This window comes from Streptomyces pseudoechinosporeus, assembly GCF_054783935.1.
In genome coordinates this window covers 414057-440033 of the sequence record NZ_BAAGPS010000004.1, presented here as the reverse complement: position 1 = coordinate 440033, position 25977 = coordinate 414057, and the positions used below count along the sequence as shown (strand labels likewise).

Genomic DNA, 25977 nt, shown 5'->3' with positions numbered 1-25977 from the left:
GATCGGTGCCGTCCGCGCGCAGACGGCACCGATCAGCCACATCAGCCGCCGACTCGGCCCGCGACGAAATACCGACGCGAGAGTTCAGAGCGCATCCGGGCCGCGCTCCCCCGTCCGTACCCGCACCACCGTCTCCACCGGCAGCATCCACACCTTGCCGTCGCCGATCTTCCCCGTCCGCGCCGCCTGGACGATCGCGTCGGTGACCGGGTCGGCGTCCGCGTCCTCGACGACGACCTCGATACGGACCTTGGGGACGAGGTCGACCTGGTACTCGGCCCCGCGGTACACCTCGGTGTGCCCGCGCTGACGCCCGTAACCGCTGGCCTCCGTGACGGTCAGCCCGTGGACGCCGAGCTCCTGGAGGGCGGTCTTGACCTCGTCGAGGCGATACGGCTTGATGATCGCGATGATGAGCTTCATGAATCCGTGATCGTAAGTGGTCGCGGCGTGCGGCGTAAGGCCCGTGAAGGTTCGGACGTGAAGGTCCGGGCATGCGAACGTGAGCACGTGCGGCGGGACTCCGATGATCAGGGACAATGGGCGGCATGAGCGTTCGTACCCAGTCATCCGAGCCGCCGGAATCCTCGGGGGCCACCCATCGCGCGGGCTTCGCCTGCTTCGTGGGCCGCCCGAACGCGGGCAAGTCCACCCTCACGAACGCTCTGGTCGGCCAGAAGGTGGCGATCACCGCCAACCAGCCGCAGACCACGCGGCACACGGTACGGGGCATCGTGCACCGGCCGGACGCGCAGCTGATCCTGGTGGACACCCCAGGGCTGCACAAGCCGCGCACGCTCCTCGGTGAACGGCTCAACGACATCGTCCGCACCACCTGGGCCGAGGTCGACGTGATCGGCTTCTGTCTGCCGGCGAACGAGAAGCTGGGGCCCGGCGACCGTTTCATCGCCAAGGAACTGGCGTCCATCAAGAAGACGCCGAAGATCGCGATCGTCACGAAGACCGACCTGGTGGACGGGAAGACCCTCGCCGAGCAACTCATCGCCATCGACCTGCTCGGCAAGGAACTCGGCTTCGAGTGGGCGGAGATCGTGCCCGTGTCGGCCGTCGCCGACAAGCAGGTGGACCTGCTCGCCGATCTCATCGTGCCTCTGCTGCCGGAGGGGCCTGCCCTCTACCCGGAGGGCGACCTCACGGACGAACCCGAGCAGGTCATGGTGGCCGAGCTGATCCGCGAGGCCGCCCTGGAGGGCGTACGCGACGAGCTGCCCCACTCCATCGCAGTCGTGGTCGAGGAGATGCTGCCCCGCGAGGACCGCCCCGCCGACCGGCCCCTCCTCGACATCCACGCCTTCGTCTACATCGAGCGCCCCAGCCAGAAGGGCATCATCATCGGCCCCAAGGGCAAGCGCCTGAAGGAAGTCGGCATCAAGTCACGCAAGCAGATCGAGGCGCTTCTGGGCACGCCGGTCTTCCTCGACCTCCATGTGAAGGTCGCGAAGGACTGGCAGCGGGATCCTCGGCAGTTGCGGAAGCTGGGGTTCTGAGGGCGGGGTTCTGAGGACGGGTTCCCGGTCCGAAAACCCTCACCCCGCCGTCGCCGACACCCGCACCACCCCGTCCACCCCCGCCAACAACACCGGCGTAGAGGCCCCGCCAAGGTCCCGCACAGCCGCCAGGTCGCCGTCCGCCAAGGATTCGGCCTCGCTCACCACCGCCGCCGCCTCCAGCGACTTCGCCCCCGACGCCACGGCCATGGCGACCGCGGTCTGCAGGGCACTGAGCCGCAGGGAGTCCAGGGCGACGGTTCCGGCGACGTACGTACGGCCGGTCTCGTCGCGTACGGCCGCCCCCTCGGGCACGCCGTTGCGGGCCCGGGCGGAACGAGCCAGGGTGACGATCTTGCGGTCCTCGGGATCAAGGGTGTCGGTCATGCCCTGAGCATACGAAGACCTGGGCGTACGAAGAGGCGGCGGGTCCGGAACGCGCGCCTGCCCGGCCACGGGATACGTACCTACCCGGCCACGGGATACATGGCCCCCCGCCGCCCCTCCGGCGAGGCCAGCCATTCCAGCTTCGCCGCCGTGTTGGCCTCCGCGAGCGGGGTGTGCAGCACGACCGTGAGATCGGGCCGGGCGGGCACCTTCATGGCGGTCGACTCGACGCACAGCAGCCCGACCAGCGGATGGTCGAGCTCCTTGCGTATCTGGCCCTGGTCCAGGATGTCGCGCTGTTCCCACAGCTCGGTGAACTCGGCGCTGGCCGCCTTCACTTGGGCGAGCACCTCCTGGAAGCCCTCGTCGTCGGGGCACTGGGAGCAGGCGGCCCGGAACTGGGCCACCACCGTGCGCGCGTTCTGCTCCCAACGGTCCTGGCCCTGGACGCGACGATCGTGCTCGTCGCGGCGGTGCTCGTGGCCGTGGGCCTGCGTAGGGGTGTCACTCGGGCGTGAGCCGGCGGGGCGGGGCCATGCGCCCCGCCCTGTCAGGCCCGGTCCAGCCGCAGCCGCTCCGCCCGCGGCAACCCCGCCACCACCAGGTCGTACGAGTCCTCGATCAGCTCCCGTACGAGCTGATCCGGAAGGTCGCCGTCGACCGTGACCGTGTTCCAGTGCCGCTTGTTCATGTGATAGCCCGGCACGATCAATCCCGGATACTCGCCCCGAAGCCGAATCGCATCCTCCGGATCACACTTGAGGTTCACCGTGAGCGGGACGCCGTCCAGCCGGGTCAGCGCGAACAGCTTCCCCAGCACCTTGAAGACGGACATGTCCGGGTTGAACGGAAAGTCCTCCACCGCCGCGTTGAAGGACAGGCAGAAGGTACGCAGCTCCTCAGGGGTCACTCCGGCTTCTTCTCCTCCTCCGGCGGCTCCGCCGGGCCCATCGGCTCCACCAGCACGGTCACGATCTTGTTCCGGCGGCCCGCCGCGGTCTCCGCGGTGAGCCGCAGCTCGCGCTCGTCCGGCAGCGACACCACCGACGAGGCGCCCGCGATCGGCACCCGCCCCAGTGCCTTGGCGAGCAGCCCGCCCACCGTCTCGACGTCCTCGTCGTCGTACGCCTCGAAGCCGTACAGCTCACCGAGGTCGCCGATGTCGAGGCGGGCCGTCACGCGGTAGCGGTCGTCGCCGAGGTTCTCGACCGGCGGCAGTTCACGGTCGTACTCGTCCGTGATCTCGCCGACGATCTCCTCCAGGATGTCCTCGATGGTGACGATGCCGGCCGTGCCGCCGTACTCGTCGATGACGACCGCGACGTGATTGCGGTGCTGCTGCATCTCGCGCAGCAGATCGCCCGCGTTCTTCGTGTCCGGTACGAAGGCCGCAGGCCGCATTGCCGTCGAGACGAGCTCGCTCTCCGCGTCCCGGCTGATGTGCGTCTTACGGGCCAGGTCCTTCAGATACACGATCCCCACGATGTCGTCCTCGCTCTCCCCGGTGACGGGGATCCGCGAGAAACCCGACCGCAGGGCCAGGGTCAGCGCCTGCCGGATCGTCTTGTACCGCTCGATGACCACCAGGTCCGTACGCGGGACCATCACCTCCCGCACGAGCGTGTCGCCCAGCTCGAAGACGGAGTGCACCATCCGGCGCTCCTCGTCCTCGATGAGCGACTCCTTCTCGGCGAGGTCGACCAGGGCGCGCAGCTCGGCCTCGGAGGCGAACGGGCCGCGGCGGAAGCCCTTGCCGGGGGTCAGTGCGTTGCCGATGAGGATCAGCAGGGGCGGGATCGGGCCCATGACACGCGCCAGGGGCAGCAGGACGTACGCCGCCGCCGTCGCCGTGTTCAGCGGATGCTGGCGGCCGATCGTGCGCGGGGAGACCCCGACCGCGACATACGAGACGAGGACCATCACGCCGATCGCGATCGACAGGGCCTCCCACGTCTCGTCGAACTCCATCAGGCAGGCGTACGTGACGAACGCGGCGGCGGCCATCTCGCAGGCGACCCGCACGAGCAGCGCGACGTTCAGATAACGGGTCGGGTCCGCGGCGACCTGAGCCAGCTTGGCGCTGCCGCGGCGGCCGGAGCGTACGGCCTCCTCCGCGCGGAAGCTCGAGACGCGCGCCAGGCCCGCCTCCGCGCAGGCGGCGAGCCAGGCCACGACGACCAGCGCTGTCGCGCCGAGAACGATCTGGGGGTTCATGACACGGTCGGGGCCGGGGACGGACCGGTCAGGCCCTTCTCCGCACGCCAGCCGTCCACGATGGCGGCCTGCAGACCGAACATCTCCGCCTTCTCGTTCGCCTGCTCATGGTCGTAACCGAGCAGATGCAGCACCCCATGAACCGTGAGGAGCTGAAGCTCCTCGTCCATGGAGTGCTGCGTCGCCGCCTCCTTGCCCTGCCGCTCGGCGACCTCGGGGCAGAGCACGATGTCACCGAGCAGCCCCTGCGGCGGCTCGTCGTCGTCCTTCGACGGCGGACGCAGCTCATCCATCGGGAAGGACATCACGTCCGTCGGTCCCGGCAGCTCCATCCACTGGATATGGAGCTGCTCCATGGCGTCGGCGTCCACGACGATCACCGAGAGCTCGGAGAGCGGGTGGATACGCATCCGCGCGAGCGCGTAACGGGCGATGTCGAGGATCGCCTGCTCGTCGACCTCGGTTCCGGACTCGTTGTTGACGTCGATCGACATGATCGGGCTTGGTCTACTTCCGTTTGTTACGGCCCTTGTGGGAGCCGTTCTGCGTGCCGTTCTCGCTGTCGTACTTCTCGTACGCGTCGACGATACGGCCGACCAGCTTGTGCCGGACGACATCGTGGGACGAGAGCCGCGAGAAGTGCACGTCCTGGACACCGTCCAGGATCTCCTGGACCTGCCGCAGCCCGGACTTCGTGCCCTCTGGAAGGTCGACCTGGGTGACGTCACCCGTGACCACGATCTTCGAGTCGAAGCCGAGCCGGGTGAGGAACATCTTCATCTGCTCGGCGCTCGTGTTCTGGGCCTCGTCCAGGATGATGAAGGCGTCATTCAAGGTACGGCCACGCATGTATGCGAGGGGTGCCACCTCTATCGTCCCCGCCGCCATCAGCCGCGGGATCGAGTCCGGGTCGAGCATGTCGTGCAGGGCGTCGTACAGCGGACGCAGGTACGGGTCGATCTTCTCGTACAGCGTGCCGGGGAGGAAGCCGAGGCGCTCTCCTGCCTCCACCGCGGGGCGGGTCAGGATGATGCGGTTGACCTGCTTGGACTGGAGGGCCTGGACCGCCTTGGCCATGGCGAGGTACGTCTTGCCGGTGCCTGCGGGGCCGATGCCGAAGACGACGGTGTGCTTGTCGATGGCGTCGACGTACCGCTTCTGGTTGAGGGTCTTGGGGCGGATCGTGCGGCCGCGCGAGGACAGGATGTTCTGGGTGAGGACCTCGGCCGGGGTCTCCTCGGGGCCGTTGCCGTCTTCACTTGCCCTCAGCATGGCGATCGAGCGTTCCACCGCGTCCTCCGTCATCGGCTGTCCGGTGCGGAGCACCAGCATCATCTCGTCGAACAGGCGCTGGACGAGGGCCACCTCGCGGGCGTCGCCGACCGCGCTGATCTCGTTGCCCCGGACGTGGATGTCGGCCGCCGGGAAGGCCTTCTCGATCACGCGCAGGAGGGCGTCTCCTGAGCCCAGCACGGTCACCATGGGGTGCTTGGGCGGGACGGTGAACTGCGCTTTCGCGTTTCCCTGGACAGGGCCTTGCGCTGTGGGTGTGTCAGTCATGGGCCGGCTCGTAGGCCTTGCTCGTCCTCCTCGACAGGGTCCGCAGTCGGTGGACTGCCTTTGCACTGCCCAGGGTACGTCGGAGCACTGACAACGCCGTAGGCGTTTTCGGGGGCCGTTATCGGAGGGGAATGCGAATAACTCACGCCGATCCCTCACGCCGACGTACGGAATCCGATCGTCGGTACCGCCCGTCGCAGTGGCCAGGGCCTGGCGTCCTCCGGGAGCAGTGCCTCCAGGAAGGCGTACCGCCTGAGTGCGGCCGGGTCCTGGTCGTCGTACGACTGGACGCGGCGCCACCAGGCGGCGATCTCGGTCCAGCCGGGGGCGGAGAGGGAGCCGCCGAACTCCTGGACGGAGAGGGCGGCCGTGAGGCCGGCGAAGGCGAGGCGGTCGGCGAGGGGCCAGCCGGCCAGGGTGCCGGTGACGAAGCCCGCCACGAAGACGTCGCCGGCGCCGGTGGGGTCGAGGGCCTCGACGACGATGGCGGGGACGTCGGCGGTCTCTCCGGTGCGGCCGTCGACAGCGTACGCGCCTTCCGCGCCGAGGGTGACGACGGCGAGCGGTACGCAGTCGGTGAGGGCGCGGGCGGCGGCGCGGGGGCAGGGGGTGCGCGTGTAGCGCATGGCCTCCTCGGCGTTCGGCAGGAAGGCCTCGCAGTGCTCCAGGTCGGGGAGGGCGGCGAGGTCCCAGCGGCCGGTGTCGTCCCAGCCGACGTCGGCGAAGATCCTGGCTCCCTTGTGCGCGGCCTGTGCGATCCAGGGTGCGCGTGTGCCGGGCGTCAGGGAGGCGATGGCGGCACGCGCGTGTGGGGGGCAGTCGGGCGCCGGCTCCTCCGGGGGCGGTTCGTGGCCGTGGCTGACCATGGTCCGCTCGCCCTCGTACGCCATGGAGACGGTGACCGGGGAGTGCCAGTGGGGCACCGTGCGTGACGTGGACAGGTCGATGTGCTCGCCCTGTTCCAGGGCGTCCCAGCAGTACTCCCCGTAGTGGTCGTCCCCGAAGGCCGCCGCCAGGGAGGTCTTCAGGCCGAGGCGGGCCAGTGCGGTCGCCATGTTGGCGACGCCTCCGGGGCTCGAGCCCATGCCGCGCGCCCAGGACTCGGTGCCGCGTACGGGGGCGGAGTCGAGCCCGGTGAAGATGATGTCCAGGAAGACGGTGCCCGTGAGGTAGACGTCCCAGGGCGGGTCGCCGGGTGTGCGCAGCCCGGCGAGCGGATCGACGTGGGCGTGGCGGTGGTACGGGCCCTCTCCGTGGGGCGTGGTCACGGTGCGCTCCCCTGAGGTGGTGCGATTTTCAGCCAGTGTGCACCACACCACTGACAGCCGCCCCGCTGCAGCGGGCGCACCCCCGCACCCCTACGCCCCTCTACGCTCCGCTACTCGAACGCGTAGGCCTCCACCTCGGCGAGATACCGCGCCCGCCGCTCCTCGTCATGCTCGAGGAACGACGCGAGGAACGAGTTCCGCGCCAGTTCCCGCAGCCGCTCGCGCGAGAGCCCCAGCGTCTCGTGCACGGCGTGGAAGTTGTCGTCGACGTAGCCGCCGAAGTACGCGGGATCGTCGGAGTTGACCGTGCACAGCAGTCCGGCGTCGAGCATCGCGGGCAGCGGGTGCTCGGCCAGGGTGTCGACGGCTCGCAGCCGTACGTTCGACAGGGGGCAGACCGTCAGCGGCACCCGCTCCCGTACGAGCCGCTCGACCAGCGCCGGGTCCTCCATGCAGCTCAGCCCGTGGTCGATCCGCTCGGCGCCGAGTACGTCGAGTGCCTCGGTGATGTACGCGGGCGGCCCCTCCTCCCCCGCGTGGGCGACCCGTCGCAGTCCGAGCGCGGCGGCGGCCTCGTACACCTCGCGGAACCTCCCCGGCGGATGCCCGACCTCGGCGGAGTCGAGGCCGACGCCGACGATCCGGTCGAGATAGGGCCTGGCGGCGTCCAGGGTCTGCATCGCGGACTCGGCGGACTCGTCCCGCAGGAAGCACATGATCAGCTGCGTGGAGACACCGTGTGCGGCCTCTCCCCCACTCTCGGCTTCGCTCGAGCGGGGGGACCCCCATCGGCCGAGGGCCCGCCAAAGCCCTTCCACGACCGTCCCCATGGCGACGCCGCGTGCGAGGTGCGCCTGCGGATCGAAGAAGATCTCCGCATGCCGCACTCCCTGTGCCGCGGCCCGCGCGAGATAGGCGTCGGCCAGTTCCTCGAAGTCCCGCTCGGTCCGGAGCCCGGCCATCAGCTCGTAGTAAAGCCCCAGGAAGGACTGGAGGTCGCTGAACTGGTACGCCTTGCGGAGCTCCTCCGTATCGGCGTACGGCAGCTCGACACTGTTGCGCGCGGCGAGCGCGAGCGCCAGCTCGGGTTCGAGGGTGCCTTCGATGTGCAGGTGCAGTTCGGCTTTGGGCAGGGGCATTCCGGCATCGTACGACCGGATCACCGGCGTTTCGGAACCGGTACACGCAGCAGATCGTGCGCCACTGTCAGCTCCCCCTCGAACCCGGCGGCCCGCGCCTGTCGCTCGAATTCATCGGGTTCGTTGTAACGCTGGCTGAAGTGCGTCAGCACGAGATGCCGTACGCCCGCGTCCCGGGCGACGCCACCCGCCTGACCGGCTGTCAAGTGGCCGTATTCGACTGCGAGTTCAATGTCCGCGTCGAGGAAGGTCGACTCGATGACGAGCATGTCGGCCCGCTCAGCGAGCGCGTACACGCCGTCGCACAGTCGGGTGTCCATGACGAAGGCGAACCGCTGCCCCCGCCGCACCTCGCTCACGTCCTCCAGCGCGACATCGCCCAACACCCCCTCCCGCTGGATCCGCCCCACGTCCGGCCCCTTGATCCCGTACGAGGCGAGCCGCTCGGGCAGCATTCGCCGCCCGTCGGGTTCGACGAGCCGGTAGCCGTACGACTCGACGGGGTGGGCGAGTTTGCGGGCCTGAAGGGTGTACGACTTCGAGGCCGCGAGTACGCCGTCGGCGGCGACCGGTGCTTCGGTGAGCTGGACGGTCTCGCGGTAGGCGGTGGCGTACCGCAGCCGTTCGAAGAAGCGCCGGCCGGAGCGCGGATAGTGGGCGGTGATCTCGTGCGGCACCCGGTCGAGGTTGATGCGCTGGATCACTCCGGCGAGGCCCAGCGAGTGGTCGCCGTGGAAGTGCGTGACGCAGATCCGGTGCAGGTCATGGGCCGCGACCCCGGCACGCAGCATCTGCCGCTGCGTGCCCTCGCCGGGGTCGAAGAGCAGCCCCTCCCCGTCCCAGCGCAGCAGATAGCCGTTGTGGTTACGGTGCCGGGTGGGGACCTGGCTGGCGGTGCCGAGGACCACCAATTCGCGTACGGACACGGTGAGTTATCCCGGCTTATCCCGGCGGCCACTGCATGCCGCGGCCGCCCAGGACGTGCGCGTGCACGTGCCAGACGGTCTGGCCCGCACCGCTTCCGGTGTTGAAGACGATGCGGTAACTGTCCAGCTTCTCGTCGGCCGCGACCTCACCGGCCTCGCGCACCACGTCGGCGAGGACCGCGGGGTCGGCGGCGGCGAGCGAGGCGGCGTCCCGGTAGTGGGCCTTCGGGATCACCAGGACGTGCGTGGGCGCCTGCGGGTTGATGTCCCGGAAGGCAACGGTCGTCTCCGTCTCCCGCACGACGGTCGCCGGCACCCTCCCCGCCACGATCTTGCAGAACAGACAGTCGTCCTGCGGTTCCCCTGCCATGCGCGGCCTCCTCACGCTGGATGATCGTTACGTCGGCATCGTATCGACCGGTGGGTTCCGGCAGGGGGTCTACGGTCCGGCCGTAAGCCCCTCGTCACAGTGGTTGCTCGGCTGCATGGCCTGCTGGTGACCAGATCGGTCCGCTGCCGGACCCGATACGGCCTGTCGCCGCCCCGCCCGCGCGGCCCAGACTCGAGGACATGACCCGAGCACTGATCGTCATCGATGTCCAGGAGTCCTTCCGCGTCCGTCCACTGTGGGCGGCCATCTCCGACCCGAAGATCGCCGACCAGGTGAACCGCCTGGTCCGGCTCGCCCGTCAGGCCGGGGACCTGGTGGTGTGGGTACTGCACACCGCGCCCGGCACCGGCGATGTCTTCGACCCGGCCCTCGGCCATGTCCGGCTGATGGAGGAGCTGGAGCGAGCGGACGGGGAGCCGCTGATCCACAAGACCTCGCACAACGCCTTCACCACCACCAACCTGCAGCAACTCCTCACCGAGCGCGGCATCCACGAGCTCACCGTCTGCGGCATTCGCACCGAGCAGTGCGTGGAGACCACCACCCGCGTCGCGAGCGACCTCGGCTACCAGGTCACCTTCGTCACCGACGCGACCGCGACCAATCCCATCCCGCACCGCGACGCTCCCGCCGACCAGAGCGTCGCCGAGCTACTGGCCGACCCCCGCACGCTGTCTGCCGAAGAGGTCATCCGGCGCACCGAGTACGCCCTCGCCGGACGCTTCGCCACCATCGCGACGGTCAATCAGCTGGAGGCCGCGGCAGGACGTCAGGCATGATGACCGAATCGTGAGCCACGTCGTCTTCTTCCTGGTGCCCGGAGTCCACTTGCTGGACCTGGCCGGCCCCGCGCAGGTCTTCTCCACGGCGGCCGGCTTCGGGCACCCCTACACGCTCGCCTACGTCGCCGAGCAGCCACAGGTCCCCACTGCCCAAGGGCTGCCGCTGATGGCAGGGCTCGACTGGCCCGAGCTCGGGCCCGAGGATCTGATCGTGGTGCCCGGCTGGCGGGTAGTCACCCTGGCCGACGCCCCCGCCATCGGCGCCGCCACCCTGCAGGTCCTCCGGGACCACCACGCCAGGGGCGGGACGGTGGCCAGCGTCTGCGCCGGAGCCGAGGCGCTCGGCCGGGCCGGCCTGCTCGACGGCCGCCACTGCACCACCCACCACGACGTGCAGGACGAACTGGCCCTGCGCCACCCCAGGGCGGTGGTCGTCCGCGACGTCCTGTTCACCGCCGACGACCGGGTGATCACCTCGGCCGGAATCGCCAGCGGCATCGATCTGGCCCTGCACCTGGTCGCGACCCGGCACGGCCCGGCCGTCGCCGCCCAGGCCGCCCGGAACATGGTCGTCTACGCCCGCCGCAACGGCCATGAGCCGCAGTCCAGCGCGATGCTCCGGCACCGCTCCCACCTCGACGACACCGTGCACCGCGCCCAGGACCTCATCGACGCCCACTTCGACCAACCACTCCCGCTGCCCACCCTGGCCTCGGCCGTCGGCGTCAGCGAACGCACCCTCACCCGCCTCTTCACCCGCGCCACAGGACTCACTCCCCTGCGCTACCAGCAAACCCTCCGCCTCGAACGCGCCCAGCACCTCATCAGTCACGGCGCGACGATCGACGCCGCCGCCCGCTCGGTCGGTTTCGAGGACCCACGCATGCTGCGCCGGCTGCGCGCCCGCACGGCCTGACTGCGGCAGTGGGAGGGGGCTCCCCCTTCAGCCGCGGGACGACCACACCCCACTCGTGCCCCGACTCTGCGCATGTGGGCCACCCGATCGTCCCGTCACCCGCGTTCGGGCTCGGCCGCGCCGTGCTGCCTGCCCGGTCACGGCGATGGTAGTCACGTCTCTCCCTCAGCTAAGAGGCCCGCAGCGCCTGGCTGGCCCCGGCGTGCGCGGGCCAGGACTGGGTGAGGGCAGCCGCGTCGACAGCGCGGCGTGTGTACTCCACGGCGCCGGATACGCCACCCATGGGGCTGCACGTCGTCCTCGCGTAACTCGACGCGAGTACATTGCGAGGTGTCAGCATCGCAATAGGGGTCAGAATGCCCGACGCAGCCTCCGCTGCCCCAGAGCGCATCGGGGCACGCATCCGAGAATTCCGGACTATCCGCGACTACTCACTGTCCGAACTCGGCCGGAGGGCGCACGTCTCGCCAAGCTTGCTCTCCCGCATCGAGAGCGGCGAACGGGCCGTGCAAGACCTCGGCGACCGTGTCAGCGGTATCGGGGGTGGCCAACGCTGACAAGGAACGCCGACATGGCAGAAGCTGCAGCCCCGAAGCAGGAACGCGAACCCAGGGCCAAAATGACGATGCGCGTCTACTCGAGGAGCCGTAGCGGCGAGGTCACCCAGGACCCGGCGTTCGGTGAGGACGACGAAGCAGCCACGGACCGTGCGCCATAGTGCTGAGGTATGGGGCGGCCCGGGCAGTGGGCATCCGCCAGCGCGTCGAACCCGCCGGCCGCGAAGCGGCGGACCGCACCGCGCACGGTGACCTCGTTGCATTCGAGCAGGTCAGCCACCTCCGGCACAATCAGGCCCCGTCCCATCAGTCGTACGCATTCCAGACGCAGTCGGGTACCCGGCGCGAGATCACACGCCCGCAGACGCTCACGCACCTCGCGCTCCTGATCAGACGTCAACTCCACACGCAAGATCTTCGGCATGGGCAACCCTCCCGCCCCATACCCGAACCGCAGCCCCACATCACCGAGACCGCTCAGTGCCCTGGGCCAGGCATTTCGAGTTCGGGCAAGGAGAAGAAACCGGTGATTGCTTGCACCGTCCGTTCCTCGTTGTCATCTCTGTCAAGATCCGCCTGCGGCCCGATCAGATTCGCCGCCGTGAGGACGGGTAGCAGCAGATCAGGGTCCTCACCCACCCGGCCGTGCAGGTTCTCGAAGCTGAAGCCGGTGACCAGGCTCCCATCGCGGTAGTACTCGACCCAGGGACGGTGGGCCTTCGCCCAGCAAGGCTCGGTCACGAAGACAACGAGTTCGCCGCCGTCCGGGCACAGCCGACGGTAATCGGCAAGGTCATAGTCGCCGCTGTCCCAGCTGAGCATGTCGTGCATCATCAGCCCCCAGTCGGTTCCCTTGCCGTACGCGAGTGGCATTCGCCGCAGGCCGATGAGTCCTCGCGTAAGCGCGTCCAGAGACAACCCCCGGAAGAAGACGACATTGGTCTCCTCGTGGTGCGGAAGCGGGCCATGTATCCAATGCGTCATACCGGGCACCGTAGAGGAGCCCACTGACACGGCCGCACAGCCGCCTGCCGTCGTCAAAGCAGCGGCCGACCGGTGAGCGCCAGGTAAGAAGCAGGCCCACTGGCGAGCCGTGAACGCACCCCACCTCGTCGCCCTCGTCCGCGCCGGGACCCGCTTCGAACGCGGCCAGATCATCGAACGCCCCGAAGCCCCGCAGCCTGAAACAGGTCAATGATCCACAGACTGTGGCGCTTGGCGGCGACCTGCCCCGGCAGGGACTCACGCCGGATCCGGCAGGTCCATCAGCGCGAGCTTGGCCGGGTCGATCACGACCGTGATGTTGGTGATCCGGTCGTCGACGACGGTGAACGCGAGGGCCGAGAGCGGGGTGCCGTCCTCGCGCCAGGAAATGATCCCCGGGAGGCCGTTGACGAGTGCCGCCCGCCCCTGTGCGGCTGCGCCGGCGGACAGTTGCGCGCCGGCTGCGACCTTGGTGGCGCCGAGGGTGACGACTACGCCGGACGGGGTGTCGACGGTCAGTTTCACCTCGGGGTCGAGTACCCGCAGCAACCCCTCGAAGTCGCCGCGGCGAGCCGCCGCCAGGAAGGCCTGGACCACCTCTCGCTGCTCCCGTCCGACGCCGGTCGGCCGCTCAATCGCCTGCACCTTCCTGCGGGCGCGGCTGGCGAGCATCTTGGTGGCGGCGGTGGACTTGCCGAGGATCTGGCCGATCTCGTCGAACGGCACCGCGAACAGGTCGTGCAGCACGAACGCCAGCCGCTCGCTCGGCCCGAGCGACTCCAGGACGACGAGCAGCGCGAGCCCGACCGAGTCGGCGAGCACTGCGTCGTCCTCGGGAACAGGACTGTCGTGGAGCGTCACCACGAGCTCGGGCAGGCGGTCGTCGTAGGACGCCTCCGGGCGGGCCTGGCGCGATCGCAGGACATCGAGGCTGATCCGGCCGACCACCGTGGTCAGCCAACCGGCGAGGTTGTGGATGGTCGCCGCGTCCTGGCGGGAGAGGCGCAGCCAGGCCTCCTGGACCACGTTCTCGGCGTCGGCGTGCGATCCGAGCATGCGGTAGGCGACCGCGCGCAGCCGGTCACGCTGGGCCTCGAACGCCGCGGCCATCGGGTCCGCCGGGCTGGTGTCGGACATGTTGTTACCTTCCTCGGCTCTGCTCCGTCATGGGTGATGACGGGCCCGAAGGGGCGCAGGTAACCGATGAAGGAGCAACACCGATGGAAGCACGCATGACAAGCCCGGCGAACCCCGACGTGATCACAGCGATCCAGCACCTCTACAAGGCGATTCACGCCGGGGGCGTCGACAAACGCCTGCTGTCGCTGGTCCACCTGCGGACCAGCCAGATCAACGGCTGCAGCCCGTGCATTTTCGCCTCGATCGAGTCGGCGCGGAAGGCCGGTGAGACAGACGAGCGGCTGCACAACGTGGTCGCGTGGCGCGAGACGCCCTTCTACACCGAGGAGGAGCGGGCGGCCCTCGCCCTGACCGAGGCCGCCACCCGGCTCCAGGACGGCGCACCGGGCGTGACCGACGAGATCTGGGACGCCGCCGCCGACCACTTCAGCGAGGAGCAGCTGGGCGCGATCACCCTGGAGATCGCGATGACCAACTTCTTCAACCGGATCAACCGCACGGTCCGGGAGCAGGCGGGCAAGACCTGGTGAGCCGGGCGGGGCGTCATCCCCCGGAGGCCGCGCCTTCCCAACGTCAAGGGATGACGCCCCCACAGACCGAAACTCCGGAGTCCGTGGCATTCGTTACAGGCACCCCGATCCACAGGTCTTTACTATTCCTCCTGGTCGTGGGCCTGAGCGGCCAAAGAATCAGTACTCGACTTCGCCATACCGCTTAGGGCATCTCGCCCCGCCAACTGGCCCTGGCTGAAATCCTGTTACGAAGTGGAAGGAGTGGCGAGTGCGGCGAATGAGATGGGCGGCCTGCAACCCTCCTGTGTGACTTCTACGAAAGGGGAGGGTGAAGAACCCCACCCGCACCCAGCGTGGCCGCATGCGGTCTACCGCACCCCCGGCCGTAGTGGCACCCTGCCGCCTATGGGGGCATTGAGGCGTATACGGCATGGCTTACGGGGGCGGCGCGGCCCGGTCGTGGCCGGGGTCGCGGTGGTTGCCGTCATGGGAGTCGTCGGGTGTGAGCCGGGGGACGGTATCAATTCCGCCGCCGTGGCCATCACCACCGATCAGGTCGGGACCCGGGAGCTCGAGCGGCAGGGTGTCGATGTGCGGTGGGTCAGCTGCACGGCCTCGTACGGGGAAAGCGCGACCGCCGGGAATTCGCCGAATGCGCGGAGTGTGGCGACCGTCGACTGTGTGGGCGAGGACAAGGAGGGGCGGGACATCACGATCAAGGGAAAGGTGACGCAGGAGGTCGACGGGAAGTGTGTGCGGGGGGATCTGATCGCCAGGGTCGGCGGCAAGGAGTGGTTCAGGGCAGATGTGCTCGGGAACTGCGATGCGGCCGACCCGACCACCGCCGCGCCCACCCCGTCACCACCCGACGACGATCACGGCTCCACCCCGCCCGTCGACCACGAGACGTCGCCCCCTGGGCCCACCGTCACCGTGACCACCACGGTCACCGAGCGCCCGAGCCCCACCTGCTCCTGCCATCAGGGGAAGTGATCCAAAGCTCTGGCCGGAGGAAGAACCGCTGCATAGGGTGATCGGGTGACACAGACCGCATCCGCTGCATCCCATGCCTCCGCTGCGTCCTCGGCGTATCTCCGGTATCCGCATCTCCATGGCGAGTTGATCACCTTCACCGCCGAGGACGACGTCTGGGTCGCGCCCCTCGACGGCGGTCGCGCCTGGCGGGTCAGTGCCGACAACGTCCCGGTGAACCATCCGCGCATCTCCCCGGACGGTACGTCCCTCGCCTGGACGTCCACCCGCGACGGCGCCCCCGAGGTGCACATCGCCCCCATCGACGGCGGTCCCTCCAAGCGCCTTACGCACTGGGGCAGTTGGCGGACCCAGGTACGCGGCTGGACCCCGGACGGCCAAGTGCTCGCGCTCAGCACCTACGGACAGGCCAGCCTGCGGCGCAGCTGGGCGCGGGCCGTACCGCTCGACGGCGGACCCTCAACCACCCTTCCGTACGGGCCTGTTGGCGGCGTCGCCCACGGCCCTGGCGACGGCGTCGTCCTGCTGTCCGCGCCCATGGGACGCGAGGCCGCCTGGTGGAAGCGGTACCGGGGCGGTACGGCGGGCAAGCTGTGGATCGATCGCGAGGGCGACGGTGAGTTCGTACGGCTGCATGAGGAGCTGGACGGGAACATCGAGTACCCGTCGTGGGTGGGGGATCGGGTCGTCTTTCTCTCCGATCACGAAGGTGTGGGGGCTGTGTACTCGTCTCTCGCCGACGGGTCGGATCTGCGGCGGCACACGGCAGTTGACGGCTTCTATGCCCGGCATGCGGCGACCGACGGGACGCGCGTCGTGTACGCGTCCGCCGGTGAGCTGTGGATCCTCGACGACCTGGACGGGGCCGAGCCGCGGCGGCTCGACATCCGGCTCGGTGGGCAGCGTGTCGATCTGCAGCCGCATCCCGTGAACGCGTCCCGCTGGTTCGGAGCGGGCGCGCCCGACCACACCGGACGCGGCAGCGCGATCGCCGTGCGCGGCGCCGTCCACTGGGTCACGCACCGTTCGGGGCCCGCTCGGGCGCTGGCCGCGGAGCAGGGCGTACGGGCGCGGCTGCCGCGTACGTTCCGCGTGGACGGCGAGGAGCATGTGGTGTGGGTGACGGACGCGGAGGGCGAGGACGCGCTGGAGTTCGCGCCCGCCACCGGGGCCGCACCCGGTGCGACACCGCGTCGGCTCGCCGCCGGGCAGCTCGGCAGGGTGCTCGGGCTCGCGGTGGCGCCCGACGGCAGCCGCGCCGCCGTGGCCTCGCACGACGGGCGGGTGCTGCTCGTCGAGCGGGAGACGGGAGAGGTACGGGAGGTCGACCGCAGCGAGGACGGCGATGTCTCCGGGCTGGTGTTCTCGCCCGACTCGGCCTGGCTGGCCTGGTCGCATCCCGGCCCGCGCCCGCTGCGCCAGCTCAAGCTCGCCAACACCGCCGACCTGTCGGTGACCGAGGCGACCCCGCTCCGGTTCCGGGACTACGCGCCCGCGTTCACGCTGGACGGCAAGCACCTGGCCTTCCTGTCGGCGCGCTCCTTCGACCCGGTCTACGACGAGCACGTCTTCGACCTGGCCTTCGTCGGCGGTTCGCGGCCGCACCTCATCACGCTCGCCGCCACCACCCCCTCCCCCTTCGGGCCGCAGCGGCACGGCCGTCCCTTCGACGCCCCCGACAAGGAGGAGACGCCCGACAGCGAGGGCGCCCCCACGACCCGTATCGACCTGGACGGACTCGCCGACCGCATCGTGCCGTTCCCCGTCGAGGCCGCCCGCTACTCGCAGCTGCGCGCCGCCAAGGACGGCGTGCTGTGGCTGCGCCACCCGGTGCGCGGCGTACTCGGCGCCTCCCGCGCCACCCCGGACGACCCGGACCCGAAGACGGACCTCGAGCGCTACGACCTCGTCCAGCAGCGCATCGAGCATCTCGCCTCGGACGCCGACCACTTCGCGGTCACCGGCGACGGCAAGCGGATCCTGCTGTGGACCGACGGCAAGCTCAAGGTCGTACCGAGCGACCGGCGAGCCTCGAACGACGACGAGAGCGACACCAACATCACCGTCGACCTGTCGCGGGTCCGCCAGAGCGTCGACCCGGCCGCCGAGTGGCGGCAGATGTACGACGAGGCCGGCCGCCTCATGCGCGACAACTTCTGGCGGCCGGACCTAAGCGGGGTCGACTGGGACGGCGTACTCGACCGCTACCGGCCGGTGCTCGACCGGGTCGCCGCGCACGACGACCTGGTGGACCTGCTGTGGGAGGTGCAGGGCGAGCTCGGCACGTCGCACGCGTACGTCACTCCGCGCGGCGGCTTCGGCGGCGGGGAGCGGCAGGGGCTGCTCGGCGCGGACATCTCCCGTCACGAGGACGGCAGTTGGCGTATCGACCGGATCCTGCCGTCGGAGACCTCCGACCCGGACGCGCAGGCGCCGCTCGCCGCGCCCGGCGTCGCGGTGCGCGCCGGGGACGCGATCGTCGCCGTCTCCGGGCGGCCGGTCGACCCGGTGACCGGGCCGGGCCCGCTGCTCGTCGGTACGGCCGGAAAGCCGGTCGAGCTGACCATCTCCCCGTCCGGCGGCGGCGATCCACGCCACGCCGTGGTCGTCCCCATCTCCGACGAGGAGCCGCTGCGCTACCACGCGTGGGTCGCCGACCGGCGCGCGTACGTCCACGAGAAGTCCGAGGGACGGCTCGGCTACCTCCACGTGCCCGACATGGTCGGCTCCGGCTGGGCGCAGCTCCACCGCGACCTGCGGATCGAGGTCGCCAAGGAGGGCCTGGTCGTCGACCTCCGCGAGAACCGCGGCGGCCATACGTCCCAGCTCGTCGTCGAAAAGCTCGCGAGACGCATCGTCGGCTGGGACCTGCCGCGCGGAATGCGCCCGTACAGCTACCCCGAGGACGCGCCGCGCGGCCCGGTCGTCGCCGTCGCCAACGAGTTCTCCGGCTCGGACGGCGACATCGTCAACGCCGCGATCAAGGCGCTCGGCATCGGACCGGTGGTCGGTACGCGCACCTGGGGCGGCGTCGTAGGCATCGACAGCCGCTACCGCCTCGTCGACGGCACGCTCGTCACGCAGCCCAAGTACGCGTTCTGGCTGGAGGGTTACGAGTGGGGCGTGGAGAACCACGGCGTCGATCCGGACGTCGAGGTGGTCCAGGCGCCACAGGACTACGCGGCGGGACGCGACGTCCAACTGGACGAGGCGATCCGCATCGCGCTGGCGGCGCTGACGGAGAACCCGGCGAAGACGGCTCCGCCTTTGCCTGGGAGTGAGTGACGGGAGTACTGGGAGGCACAGGGCGTAAGGGCCTGCGAGACGGCAAACTCTCGCAGGCCCTCGGCGTGGAGAGAAGCGTGGCGCTGAAGGCCCGTCAGGCCCACCGCCCCGTACGCCCCAGCAGCAGCGCCGTCGCCGCCGTGCCCGCAGTCGACGTACGCAGCACACTGCGCCCCAGCCGGTACGCCCTCGCGCCCGACTGAGCGAAGACCTCCAACTCCTCGGGAGATACGCCCCCTTCGGGCCCCACCACGAGCACGATCGAGCCGGACGTGGGGAGTTCGGCGGTGGCGAGCGGCTCGCTCGGGTGGAAGCGGTCCTCGTGGAGGACCGCCGCGAAGTCCGCCGTGGTGAGAAGTGCGGCGACCTGCTTGGTCGTCATCGGGTCCGTGATGCGGGGGAAGCGGACCCGGCGCGACTGTTTGCCCGCCTCCCTCGCCGTCGCCCGCCACTTGGCGAGGGCCTTGAGGCCACGGTCGCTCTTCCACTGCGTGATGCAGCGGGAGGCAGACCAGGGGACGATCTCGTCGACGCCCGTCTCCGTCATCGTCTCGACGGCGAGTTCGCCGCGGTCGCCCTTCGGGAGGGCCTGGACGACGGTGATACGGGGCGTCGGCTCCGGCTCCTCGTGGACCTCGTGGAGTTCGGTGACCACCAGCCGGTCCTTGCCCTCGGCCGCCTTCACCACGCCTTCCGTCCAGAGCCCGCGGCCGTCCGTGAGCACCACGTCCTCGCCCGGCCGGAGTCGCTTGACGGACACGGCGTGCCGTCCCTCGGGGCCGTCGAGGACGAACTCCGGGCCGGCCGGCACCGTGTCCACCACGAACACCGGCGCGGTCATCAGACGGCACCCCCGCCGGGCAAAGCCGCCAGGGCCGCCTTCGCCGCGACCAGTTCGTCCGCGAGCACCTCGACCAGCTGCTGCGCCGGCAGATCGCGGGCGAGCCGGTGCCCCTGCCCCGCCCACAGCGCCATCCCCTGCGCGTCCCCCGCCTTGGCCGCCGCCTTGCGCAGACCGGAGGTGAGGTGGTGGATCTGGGGGTACGCGACGGGCGCGTACGGCCCGTGCTCGCGCATGAAGCGGTTCAGCAGGCCGCGGGCCGGGCGGCCGGAGAAGGCGCGCGTCAGCTCCGTACGGACGAAGAGGGGGTTGGTCAGCGCCTGCTTGTGCAGGGCGTTGGCGCCGGACTCGTGCGTGGCGAGGAAGGCCGTGCCGAGCTGGGCGGCGGTGGCGCCCGCGGCGAGCGCGGCGGCGATCTGGCTGCCGCGCATGATGCCGCCGGCCGCGACGATCGGAATCTGCACGGCCTCGCGGACCTGTGCGATCAGGGAGAGCAGCCCGATGCCGGAGCCGTCCGTCTCGGGGTTGTCGCGGTGGGTGCCCTGGTGGCCGCCCGCCTCCACGCCCTGCACGATCACCGCGTCGGCGCCCGCCCACTGCACGGACTGCGCCTCCTCGACGGTGGTCGCGGTGACCATGGTGAACGTGCCGGCGCGGGCGAGGGAGTCCAGGACCTCGCGCGTGGGGCAGCCGAAGTGGAAGGAGACGATCGGCACCGGGTTGTCGAGCAGCACGGCGAGTTTGGCGTCGTAGCCGTCGTCGCGTCCGCTGTCGGGATCGCCCAGTTTGGTCTCGTACCAGGCGGACTCGCCGGCGAGCTGGTTGGCGTAGACCTCGACGGCGGCGGGGTCGGCGTACTCGGGCTGCGGCATGAAGAGGTTCACGCCGAAGGGCCGGTTCGTCGCCCCACGCAGCTGCTTGATCTCCTGGTACATGCCGTCGGCCGTTTTGTAGCCGGCGGCGAGAAAACCCAGCCCCCCTGCCTCGGACACGGCCGCGGCGAGCTGCGGCACGGAGACGCCGCCCGCCATCGGGGCCTGCACGATCGGTAGGGGGAAAAGATCGGTCAGTGCGGAGGACATGACGGCATGTTGTCACGTCCCTCCAAGAGGACCGAATCCGGCCTTCCACCCGGCATACGCCAGGGGAATGGGCGTCGGTCAGCACGTACGGCCAAGCCCTCCAGGCACGAGAACAAGCCGCGCTCAGAGCCCCCCGCAGGCGTACTCCAGCCGCGAGAAGGACCTGCCATCAGCGCCCGTTGAACGCGTCCTTCAACCGCGAGAACAGACCCTGCTGCCCTGGCTGGAACTGCCCCGTAGGCCGCTCCTCCCCCCGCAGCTTCGCCAGCTCGCGCAGCAGCCGCTCCTGCTCCACGTCCAGCTTGCTCGGGGTCTGGACCTCGACGTGCACGACGAGGTCGCCGCGACCGCCGCCGCGCAGATGCGTGACACCGCGGCCGTGCAGCGGGATCGACTGGCCGGACTGGGTGCCGGGGCGGATGTCGATCTCCTCCATGCCGTCGAGCGTCTCCAGCGGAACCTTCGTACCGAGCGCCGCCGCGGTCATCGGGAGGGTGACCGTGCAGTGCAGATCGTCGCCACGGCGCTGGAAGGCAGGGTGCGGGACCTCGTGGATCTCGACGTAGAGGTCACCGGCGGGCCCGCCACCGGGACCGACCTCACCCTCTCCGGCGAGCTGGATCCGCGTGCCGTTGTCGACACCGGCCGGGATCTTCACGGTCAGGGTCCGGCGGGAGCGTACGCGTCCGTCGCCCGCGCACTCCGGGCACGGGTTCGGTACGACCGTGCCGAAGCCCTGGCACTGCGGGCAGGGCCGGGACGTCATGACCTGGCCGAGGAAGGACCGCGTGACCTGCGAGACCTCACCGCGGCCACGGCACATGTCACACGTCTGGGCCGAGGTCCCCGGAGCCGCGCCCTCGCCGCTGCACGTGGTGCAGACGATGGCCGTGTCGACCTGGATGTCCTTCGTGGTCCCGAAGGCCGCCTCGTCGAGCTCGACGTCCAGGCGGATCATCGCGTCCTGGCCGCGACGGGTGCGCGAGCGCGGGCCGCGCTGGGACGCCGTACCGAAGAACGCGTCCATGATGTCCGAGAAGTTCCCGAAGCCGCCCGCGCCGAAGCCGCCCGGGCCGCCACCGGCCGCCTGGGACAGCGGGTCGCCGCCGAGGTCGTAGACCTGCTTCTTCTGCGGGTCCGACAACACCTCGTACGCGGCGTTGATCTCCTTGAACCGCTCCTGCGTCTTCGGATCGGGATTGACGTCCGGATGCAGCTCGCGTGCGAGTCTCCGGAAGGCCTTCTTGATCTCGTCCTGTGACGCGTCGCGGCGCACGCCGAGTACGGCGTAGTAGTCCGTGGCCACTTACGACTCCGCCAGGATCTGTCCGACGTACCGTGCCACCGCTCGTACCGCTCCCATCGTTCCCGGGTAATCCATGCGGGTCGGTCCGACCACGCCGAGTTTGGCTACTGCCTCGCCGCCCGAACCGTAACCGACAGAGACGACCGATGTGGAGTTGAGTCCCTCATAGGCGTTCTCATGACCGATGCGCACCGTCATGCCCGAATCGCTTGCCTCGCCAAGGAGTTTGAGGAGGACGACCTGCTCCTCCAATGCTTCCAGGACGGGCCGGATCGTGAGGGGAAAGTCATGTCCGAAGCGGGTGAGATTGGCGGTGCCGCCGATCATCAGCCGCTCCTCGGTCTCCTCGACGAGCGTCTCCAGGAGGGTGGAGAGCACCGTCGAGACCGTGCCGCGGTCCTCGGCCTCGAAGGCCTCCGGCAGGTCCTGCACCAGCTGCGGGACGTCCGTGAAACGGCGGCCCGCGACCCGGCTGTTGAGCCGCGCGCGTAGATCCGCCAGAGACGTCTCCCCGAACGGCGCCGGGCAGTCGACCATGCGCTGCTCGACCCGCCCGGTGTCCGTGATCAGTACGAGCATGACGCGGGCCGGAGCCAGCGCCAGCAGCTCCACGTGCCGCACCGTCGAGCGCGTCAGCGACGGATACTGCACCACCGCGACCTGCCGGGTGAGCTGCGCCAGCAGCCGTACGGTCCGCCCCACCACGTCGTCCAGATCGACGGCGCCGTCGAGGAAGTTCTGGATCGCCCGTCGCTCGGGCGCCGTCATCGGCTTGACGCCCGCGAGCTTGTCGACGAAGAGGCGATAGCCCTTGTCCGTGGGAATGCGTCCGGCGCTGGTGTGCGGCTGCGCGATGTAGCCCTCGTCCTCCAGCGCCGCCATGTCGTTGCGCACGGTCGCCGGGGAGACTCCGAGGTTGTGCCGCTCGGTGAGCGCCTTGGAACCCACCGGCTCTTCCGTGCCCACGTAGTCCTGGACGATGGCGCGGAGCACTTCGAGCCTGCGTTCACTGAGCATCGCGCACACCTCCAGCTGGTCTTTCCCGTGGCCTTCGCCTGGCACTCAGCGCGCACGAGTGCCAGCATCCCGGCTCAAGTGTACGGCCGTCGGGTACGGCCCCGGCAAGGGCGGACCTGGGCCGCTGACCCGAGGTGTACGGGCATGTCCTGCTCTGTCGGGGACATACAGCTAGCGTCGTTGCATGACGGTGACTTGGGAAGAGCCCGCGGGATGCTGAACACGGTCTGGGCGGAGTCGGGGTGGGAGGAACTGGCCCCCGGAGTCGGACGGTGCCGTCTTCCCATGTGGGACTGCACGGTCGGGCTGGTCGTGGGCGAGGGGGCGGCGCTCATGATCGACGCGGGGTCGAGCGTCCGGGAGGGCGTACGGCTGCGCACGGAGGCGCAACGGCTCCTCGGGGGTCGCAGGGTCACCCATCTCGCGCTCACGCATCCCCACTTCGACCATGTCCTCGGGGCGGCGGCGTTCGCGGGGGTCGAGGTCTTCGGGGCGGTGGGCGTGGACCGGGTGCTCGTTCACGACCGCGAAGAGCTGCGCGCGGACGCCGTACGCAACGGCGCCGATCCGCGCGAGGCGGCCGAAGCCGCGGATCTCCTCGTCCGGCCGCGGCACCTGGTGTCCGGCGAGTGGACCCTGGACCTGGGCGGCGGCCGCCAGGTCCTGCTGGCGAACGTGGGCCCCGGCCATACGCTCCACGATCTGGCCGTCCTGGTCCCCGGCAGGCCCGGCGCGGATCCCGCCCCCGAGATCGTCTTCTGCGGCGACCTGGTCGAGGAGTCCTGCGAACCCCAGGCCGGCCCCGACGCCGTACCGTCCCACTGGCCCGCGGCCCTGGACCGGCTGCTCGGCCTGGGCGGCGAGGACGCGGTGTACGTCCCCGGGCACGGCGCCGCGGTGGACGCGGGCTTCGTACGGGCCCAACGGGACGCGCTGGCAAGGCGTTTCGGGGTGTCGTGAGTGTCGTACGTGCCGTGACGGTCGTAAAGGTATCGTCAGCCGAATGCGCCAGTACTCACCGGACCTGACCCCTCCCTGGAAGAAGCGCGGGCCCGTACCGGAGGTCCCGGCAGAGCCGGGCCTGGTCGTCGAGGAGCCCGGCACCGGCTTCTGCGGCGCCGTGATCCGCTGCGAGGCGGCCACGGTCACGCTGGAGGACCGCTTCGGCAAACACCGTGTGTTCCCGCTGGAGCCGCGCGGCTTCCTGCTGGAGGGCCGGGTGGTCACGCTCGTACGTCCGTCGTCGGCGCCGGTACGCCCCACCCGTACGGCCTCCGGCTCGGTGGCCGTCCCGGGCGCCCGCGCCCGCGTGGCCCGTGCCGGGCGCATCTACGTGGAGGGCCGCCACGACGCGGAACTGGTCGAGAAGGTGTGGGGCGACGACCTGCGCATCGAGGGCGTGGTCGTGGAGTACCTGGAGGGCATCGACGACCTCCCGTCCATCGTCGAGGACTTCGCCCCCGGCCCCGATGCCCGCCTGGGGGTCCTGGTCGACCACCTGGTGCCGGGCAGCAAGGAGTCCCGTATCGCGGAGGCGGTGACGAGTGAGCACGCCCTGGTCGTCGGCCACCCGTACATCGACGTCTGGGAGGCCGTGAAGCCCGCGTCGGTGGGCATCGCGGCGTGGCCCCGAGTCCCCCGCGGGCAAGACTGGAAGACGGGCGTCTGCCGGGCGCTGGGCTGGCCGGAGAACACGGGGGCGGCGTGGGGGCGGATCCTTGGCTCCGTGCGCTCGTACAGGGATCTGGAGCCGGCGCTGCTGGGCAGCGTTGAGCGACTCATCGACCACGTGACCGTGCCTTGAAGCTGCTCGATGCGTTGACAGGGCGGGACTGGTGGACAGGTCTCCGCCTATGCGGAGGTTGTCCGCCGATCAGTTCGTCGACCCGGCCGAGCAGGTCGTTGTCCCCGCCGACGCGGGGTTGGCCGGTCAGTCCACCAGGTCCCGCACCACCGCGTCCGCAAGCAGCCGCCCCCGCAGTGTGAGAACCGCGCGGCCCTCGTCGTACGGGCCCGTCTCCAGAAGCCCCTCAGCCAGCGCCCGCCGGGACGCCGCGAGCCCGTCCGGCCTCAGCAAGGACAACGGGCAGCCCTCCCGGAGCCGTAGCTCCAACAGGATCCGCTCCACCCGGCGGTCCTCCTCGGAGAGGAGCTCACGCCCGGCGCCAGGCGACTTGCCCGCCGCCAAGGCGCTCGCATACGCCCCCGGATGCTTCACGTTCCACCACCGCACACCTCCCACATGGCTGTGCGCCCCCGGCCCGGCCCCCCACCAGTCGGCCCCCCGCCAGTACAGCTCGTTGTGCAGGCACCGCCCGGCGGCCGACGTGGCCCAGTTCGACACCTCGTACCAGTCGAACCCCGCCCCCGCCAGCACCTCGTCCGCGATCAGGTACCGGTCCGCGTGGACGTCGTCGTCCGTCATCGGGACCTCGCCCCGGCGGATCCGGCGGGCCAGCTGCGTCCCTTCCTCGACGATCAACGCGTACGCCGACACATGGTCCGGCCCTGCCCCCAGAGCCGCCTCCAACGACGCCCGCCAGTCATCGTCCGACTCCCCCGGCGTCCCGTAGATCAGGTCGAGGTTCACGTGCTCGAACCCCGCCGCCCGCGCCTCGGCGACGCACGCCTCGGGGCGCCCGGGCGTATGCGTACGGTCCAGCACCTTCAGCACATGCCGGCGAGCACTCTGCATCCCGAACGAGACCCGGTTGAAGCCCCCGGCCCGCAGTGCGGCCAGATACGCCGGATCCACCGACTCCGGATTCGCCTCCGTCGTGATCTCCGCGTCCTCCGCGAGCCCGAACTCCTCCCGGATCGCCCCCAGCATCCGTACGAGATCATCGGCGGCCAGCAGCGTGGGCGTGCCGCCGCCGACGAAGACCGTGCGCACCGGGCGGGGGTCGTCGCCCAGGACCTTGCGGGCGAGGCGGACCTCGTCGATCAGGGTCGAGGCGTAGTTGTCTCGGGAGGCGAGGACGCCCCCGCTGCCCCGCAGCTCGGTCGCGGTGTACGTGTTGAAGTCGCAGTAGCCGCAGCGCGTCGCGCAGTACGGCACGTGCAGATAGAACCCGAGGGGGCGCGAGGCCGCGCCCGCCAGGGCGTGCGCGGGGAGCGTCCCGTCGTGGGGGACGGGCTCGCCGTCGGGAAGTGCGGAAGGCATGCCTTC

General features: G+C 70.3%; 27 protein-coding genes and 1 pseudogene. 9 read left to right on the top strand and 19 right to left on the bottom strand.

Annotated features, from left to right (window positions below):
• Window positions 1–84: 84 nt before the first annotated feature.
• Window positions 85–423, bottom strand: a complete 339-nt coding sequence (locus ACYVO6_RS06580) for a P-II family nitrogen regulator (RefSeq protein ID WP_461058184.1) — start codon at window positions 421–423, stop codon at window positions 85–87.
• 116 nt (window positions 424–539) lie between these two features.
• On the opposite strand from ACYVO6_RS06580, the gene era reads away from it, so the two are divergent.
• A complete protein-coding gene (era, locus tag ACYVO6_RS06575) occupies window positions 540–1508 on the top strand; it encodes a GTPase Era (RefSeq protein ID WP_211270803.1) in 969 nt (322 codons plus the stop codon).
• A 39-nt stretch (window positions 1509–1547) separates the two neighbouring features.
• On the opposite strand, the gene ACYVO6_RS06570 is transcribed toward era, so the two are convergent.
• The 10 genes and pseudogenes from ACYVO6_RS06570 to ACYVO6_RS06525 all read right to left on the bottom strand — a co-directional run bounded on the left by ACYVO6_RS06570 (window position 1548) and on the right by ACYVO6_RS06525 (window position 9372).
• A complete protein-coding gene (locus tag ACYVO6_RS06570) occupies window positions 1548–1895 on the bottom strand; it encodes a cytidine deaminase (RefSeq protein ID WP_328771666.1) in 348 nt (115 codons plus the stop codon).
• 80 nt (window positions 1896–1975) lie between these two features.
• Window positions 1976–2326: pseudogene (locus ACYVO6_RS06565) on the bottom strand (MmyB family transcriptional regulator); the annotation flags it as partial.
• 119 nt (window positions 2327–2445) lie between these two features.
• Complete coding sequence (locus ACYVO6_RS06560) at window positions 2446–2805, bottom strand: MmcQ/YjbR family DNA-binding protein (RefSeq protein WP_461058181.1); 360 nt, start codon at window positions 2803–2805, stop codon at window positions 2446–2448.
• Window positions 2802–4109, bottom strand: coding sequence for a hemolysin family protein (locus ACYVO6_RS06555; protein ID WP_461058179.1), 1308 nt, complete (start codon window positions 4107–4109; stop codon window positions 2802–2804). Before ACYVO6_RS06555 ends, ACYVO6_RS06560 begins: the two co-directional genes overlap by 4 nt.
• A complete protein-coding gene (gene ybeY / locus ACYVO6_RS06550; protein ID WP_461058177.1) occupies window positions 4106–4603 on the bottom strand; it encodes an rRNA maturation RNase YbeY in 498 nt (165 codons plus the stop codon). The genes ACYVO6_RS06555 and ybeY overlap by 4 nt, the downstream gene beginning before the upstream one ends.
• Window positions 4604–4616: 13 nt before the next feature.
• Window positions 4617–5669 carry a PhoH family protein gene (locus ACYVO6_RS06545; protein WP_461058175.1) on the bottom strand — a complete coding sequence of 351 codons (1053 nt, stop codon included), beginning with the start codon at window positions 5667–5669 and terminating at the stop codon, window positions 4617–4619.
• Between the two features lie 155 nt (window positions 5670–5824).
• A complete protein-coding gene (locus tag ACYVO6_RS06540) occupies window positions 5825–6937 on the bottom strand; it encodes a carbohydrate kinase family protein (protein ID WP_461058173.1) in 1113 nt (370 codons plus the stop codon).
• Window positions 6938–7047: 110 nt separating this feature from the next.
• Window positions 7048–8076, bottom strand: coding sequence for an adenosine deaminase (locus tag ACYVO6_RS06535; RefSeq protein ID WP_461058171.1), 1029 nt, complete (start codon window positions 8074–8076; stop codon window positions 7048–7050).
• Between the two features lie 20 nt (window positions 8077–8096).
• Window positions 8097–9002, bottom strand: coding sequence for a ribonuclease Z (locus ACYVO6_RS06530; protein WP_461058169.1), 906 nt, complete (start codon window positions 9000–9002; stop codon window positions 8097–8099).
• Window positions 9003–9018: 16 nt separating this feature from the next.
• On the bottom strand, window positions 9019–9372 hold the full coding sequence (locus ACYVO6_RS06525; protein WP_461058167.1) for a histidine triad nucleotide-binding protein: 354 nt from the start codon (window positions 9370–9372) through the stop codon (window positions 9019–9021).
• Window positions 9373–9572: 200 nt separating this feature from the next.
• Between ACYVO6_RS06525 and ACYVO6_RS06520 the strand changes: the two genes are divergently transcribed.
• From ACYVO6_RS06520 to ACYVO6_RS06510, 3 genes are all read left to right on the top strand, one after another.
• Window positions 9573–10172 carry an isochorismatase family protein gene (locus ACYVO6_RS06520; protein WP_461058165.1) on the top strand — a complete coding sequence of 200 codons (600 nt, stop codon included), beginning with the start codon at window positions 9573–9575 and terminating at the stop codon, window positions 10170–10172.
• A 10-nt stretch (window positions 10173–10182) separates the two neighbouring features.
• A complete protein-coding gene (locus ACYVO6_RS06515) occupies window positions 10183–11091 on the top strand; it encodes a GlxA family transcriptional regulator (RefSeq protein ID WP_461058162.1) in 909 nt (302 codons plus the stop codon).
• A 356-nt stretch (window positions 11092–11447) separates the two neighbouring features.
• Entirely contained in the window at window positions 11448–11648 is a 201-nt protein-coding gene (locus tag ACYVO6_RS06510) for a helix-turn-helix domain-containing protein (protein WP_461058160.1), read from the top strand.
• A 76-nt stretch (window positions 11649–11724) separates the two neighbouring features.
• On the opposite strand, the gene ACYVO6_RS06505 is transcribed toward ACYVO6_RS06510, so the two are convergent.
• The 3 genes from ACYVO6_RS06505 to ACYVO6_RS06495 all read right to left on the bottom strand — a co-directional run bounded on the left by ACYVO6_RS06505 (window position 11725) and on the right by ACYVO6_RS06495 (window position 13769).
• Window positions 11725–12072: a helix-turn-helix domain-containing protein gene (locus tag ACYVO6_RS06505; RefSeq protein WP_461058158.1), complete on the bottom strand. Its 348-nt coding sequence runs from the start codon at window positions 12070–12072 to the stop codon at window positions 11725–11727.
• 53 nt (window positions 12073–12125) lie between these two features.
• Window positions 12126–12632 (bottom strand): hypothetical protein, encoded by a 507-nt coding sequence (locus ACYVO6_RS06500; protein ID WP_461058156.1) that lies wholly within the window; start codon window positions 12630–12632, stop codon window positions 12126–12128.
• Between the two features lie 258 nt (window positions 12633–12890).
• A complete protein-coding gene (locus ACYVO6_RS06495) occupies window positions 12891–13769 on the bottom strand; it encodes a sigma-70 family RNA polymerase sigma factor (RefSeq protein ID WP_461058154.1) in 879 nt (292 codons plus the stop codon).
• Between the two features lie 83 nt (window positions 13770–13852).
• On the opposite strand from ACYVO6_RS06495, the gene ACYVO6_RS06490 reads away from it, so the two are divergent.
• From ACYVO6_RS06490 to ACYVO6_RS06480, 3 genes are all read left to right on the top strand, one after another.
• A complete protein-coding gene (locus tag ACYVO6_RS06490) occupies window positions 13853–14302 on the top strand; it encodes a carboxymuconolactone decarboxylase family protein (RefSeq protein WP_461058152.1) in 450 nt (149 codons plus the stop codon).
• Window positions 14303–14818: 516 nt separating this feature from the next.
• Window positions 14819–15277: a hypothetical protein gene (locus ACYVO6_RS06485; RefSeq protein ID WP_461058150.1), complete on the top strand. Its 459-nt coding sequence runs from the start codon at window positions 14819–14821 to the stop codon at window positions 15275–15277.
• Window positions 15278–15322: 45 nt separating this feature from the next.
• Window positions 15323–18562, top strand: coding sequence for a S41 family peptidase (locus ACYVO6_RS06480; protein WP_461058148.1), 3240 nt, complete (start codon window positions 15323–15325; stop codon window positions 18560–18562).
• Between the two features lie 94 nt (window positions 18563–18656).
• On the opposite strand, the gene ACYVO6_RS06475 is transcribed toward ACYVO6_RS06480, so the two are convergent.
• The 4 genes from ACYVO6_RS06475 to hrcA all read right to left on the bottom strand — a co-directional run bounded on the left by ACYVO6_RS06475 (window position 18657) and on the right by hrcA (window position 22808).
• Window positions 18657–19403, bottom strand: a complete 747-nt coding sequence (locus tag ACYVO6_RS06475; protein WP_461058146.1) for a 16S rRNA (uracil(1498)-N(3))-methyltransferase — start codon at window positions 19401–19403, stop codon at window positions 18657–18659.
• The gene (locus ACYVO6_RS06470) at window positions 19403–20485 is read right to left on the bottom strand and encodes a nitronate monooxygenase (RefSeq protein WP_461058144.1); all 1083 of its coding nucleotides are present in this window, start codon (window positions 20483–20485) and stop codon (window positions 19403–19405) included. The genes ACYVO6_RS06475 and ACYVO6_RS06470 overlap by 1 nt, the downstream gene beginning before the upstream one ends.
• Window positions 20486–20654: 169 nt before the next feature.
• Window positions 20655–21791 carry a molecular chaperone DnaJ gene (gene dnaJ, locus ACYVO6_RS06465; protein WP_461058142.1) on the bottom strand — a complete coding sequence of 379 codons (1137 nt, stop codon included), beginning with the start codon at window positions 21789–21791 and terminating at the stop codon, window positions 20655–20657.
• The gene (hrcA, locus tag ACYVO6_RS06460; protein ID WP_461058140.1) at window positions 21792–22808 is read right to left on the bottom strand and encodes a heat-inducible transcriptional repressor HrcA; all 1017 of its coding nucleotides are present in this window, start codon (window positions 22806–22808) and stop codon (window positions 21792–21794) included. It lies immediately after the preceding gene.
• Window positions 22809–23021: 213 nt separating this feature from the next.
• On the opposite strand from hrcA, the gene ACYVO6_RS06455 reads away from it, so the two are divergent.
• Both ACYVO6_RS06455 and ACYVO6_RS06450 read left to right on the top strand, forming a co-directional pair.
• A complete protein-coding gene (locus ACYVO6_RS06455; protein ID WP_461058138.1) occupies window positions 23022–23768 on the top strand; it encodes an MBL fold metallo-hydrolase in 747 nt (248 codons plus the stop codon).
• A 43-nt stretch (window positions 23769–23811) separates the two neighbouring features.
• Window positions 23812–24612, top strand: coding sequence for a DUF3097 domain-containing protein (locus ACYVO6_RS06450; RefSeq protein ID WP_461058136.1), 801 nt, complete (start codon window positions 23812–23814; stop codon window positions 24610–24612).
• A gap of 126 nt (window positions 24613–24738) precedes the next feature.
• On the opposite strand, the gene hemW is transcribed toward ACYVO6_RS06450, so the two are convergent.
• The gene (gene hemW / locus ACYVO6_RS06445) at window positions 24739–25971 is read right to left on the bottom strand and encodes a radical SAM family heme chaperone HemW (RefSeq protein WP_461058134.1); all 1233 of its coding nucleotides are present in this window, start codon (window positions 25969–25971) and stop codon (window positions 24739–24741) included.
• Window positions 25972–25977: the final 6 nt, after the last annotated feature.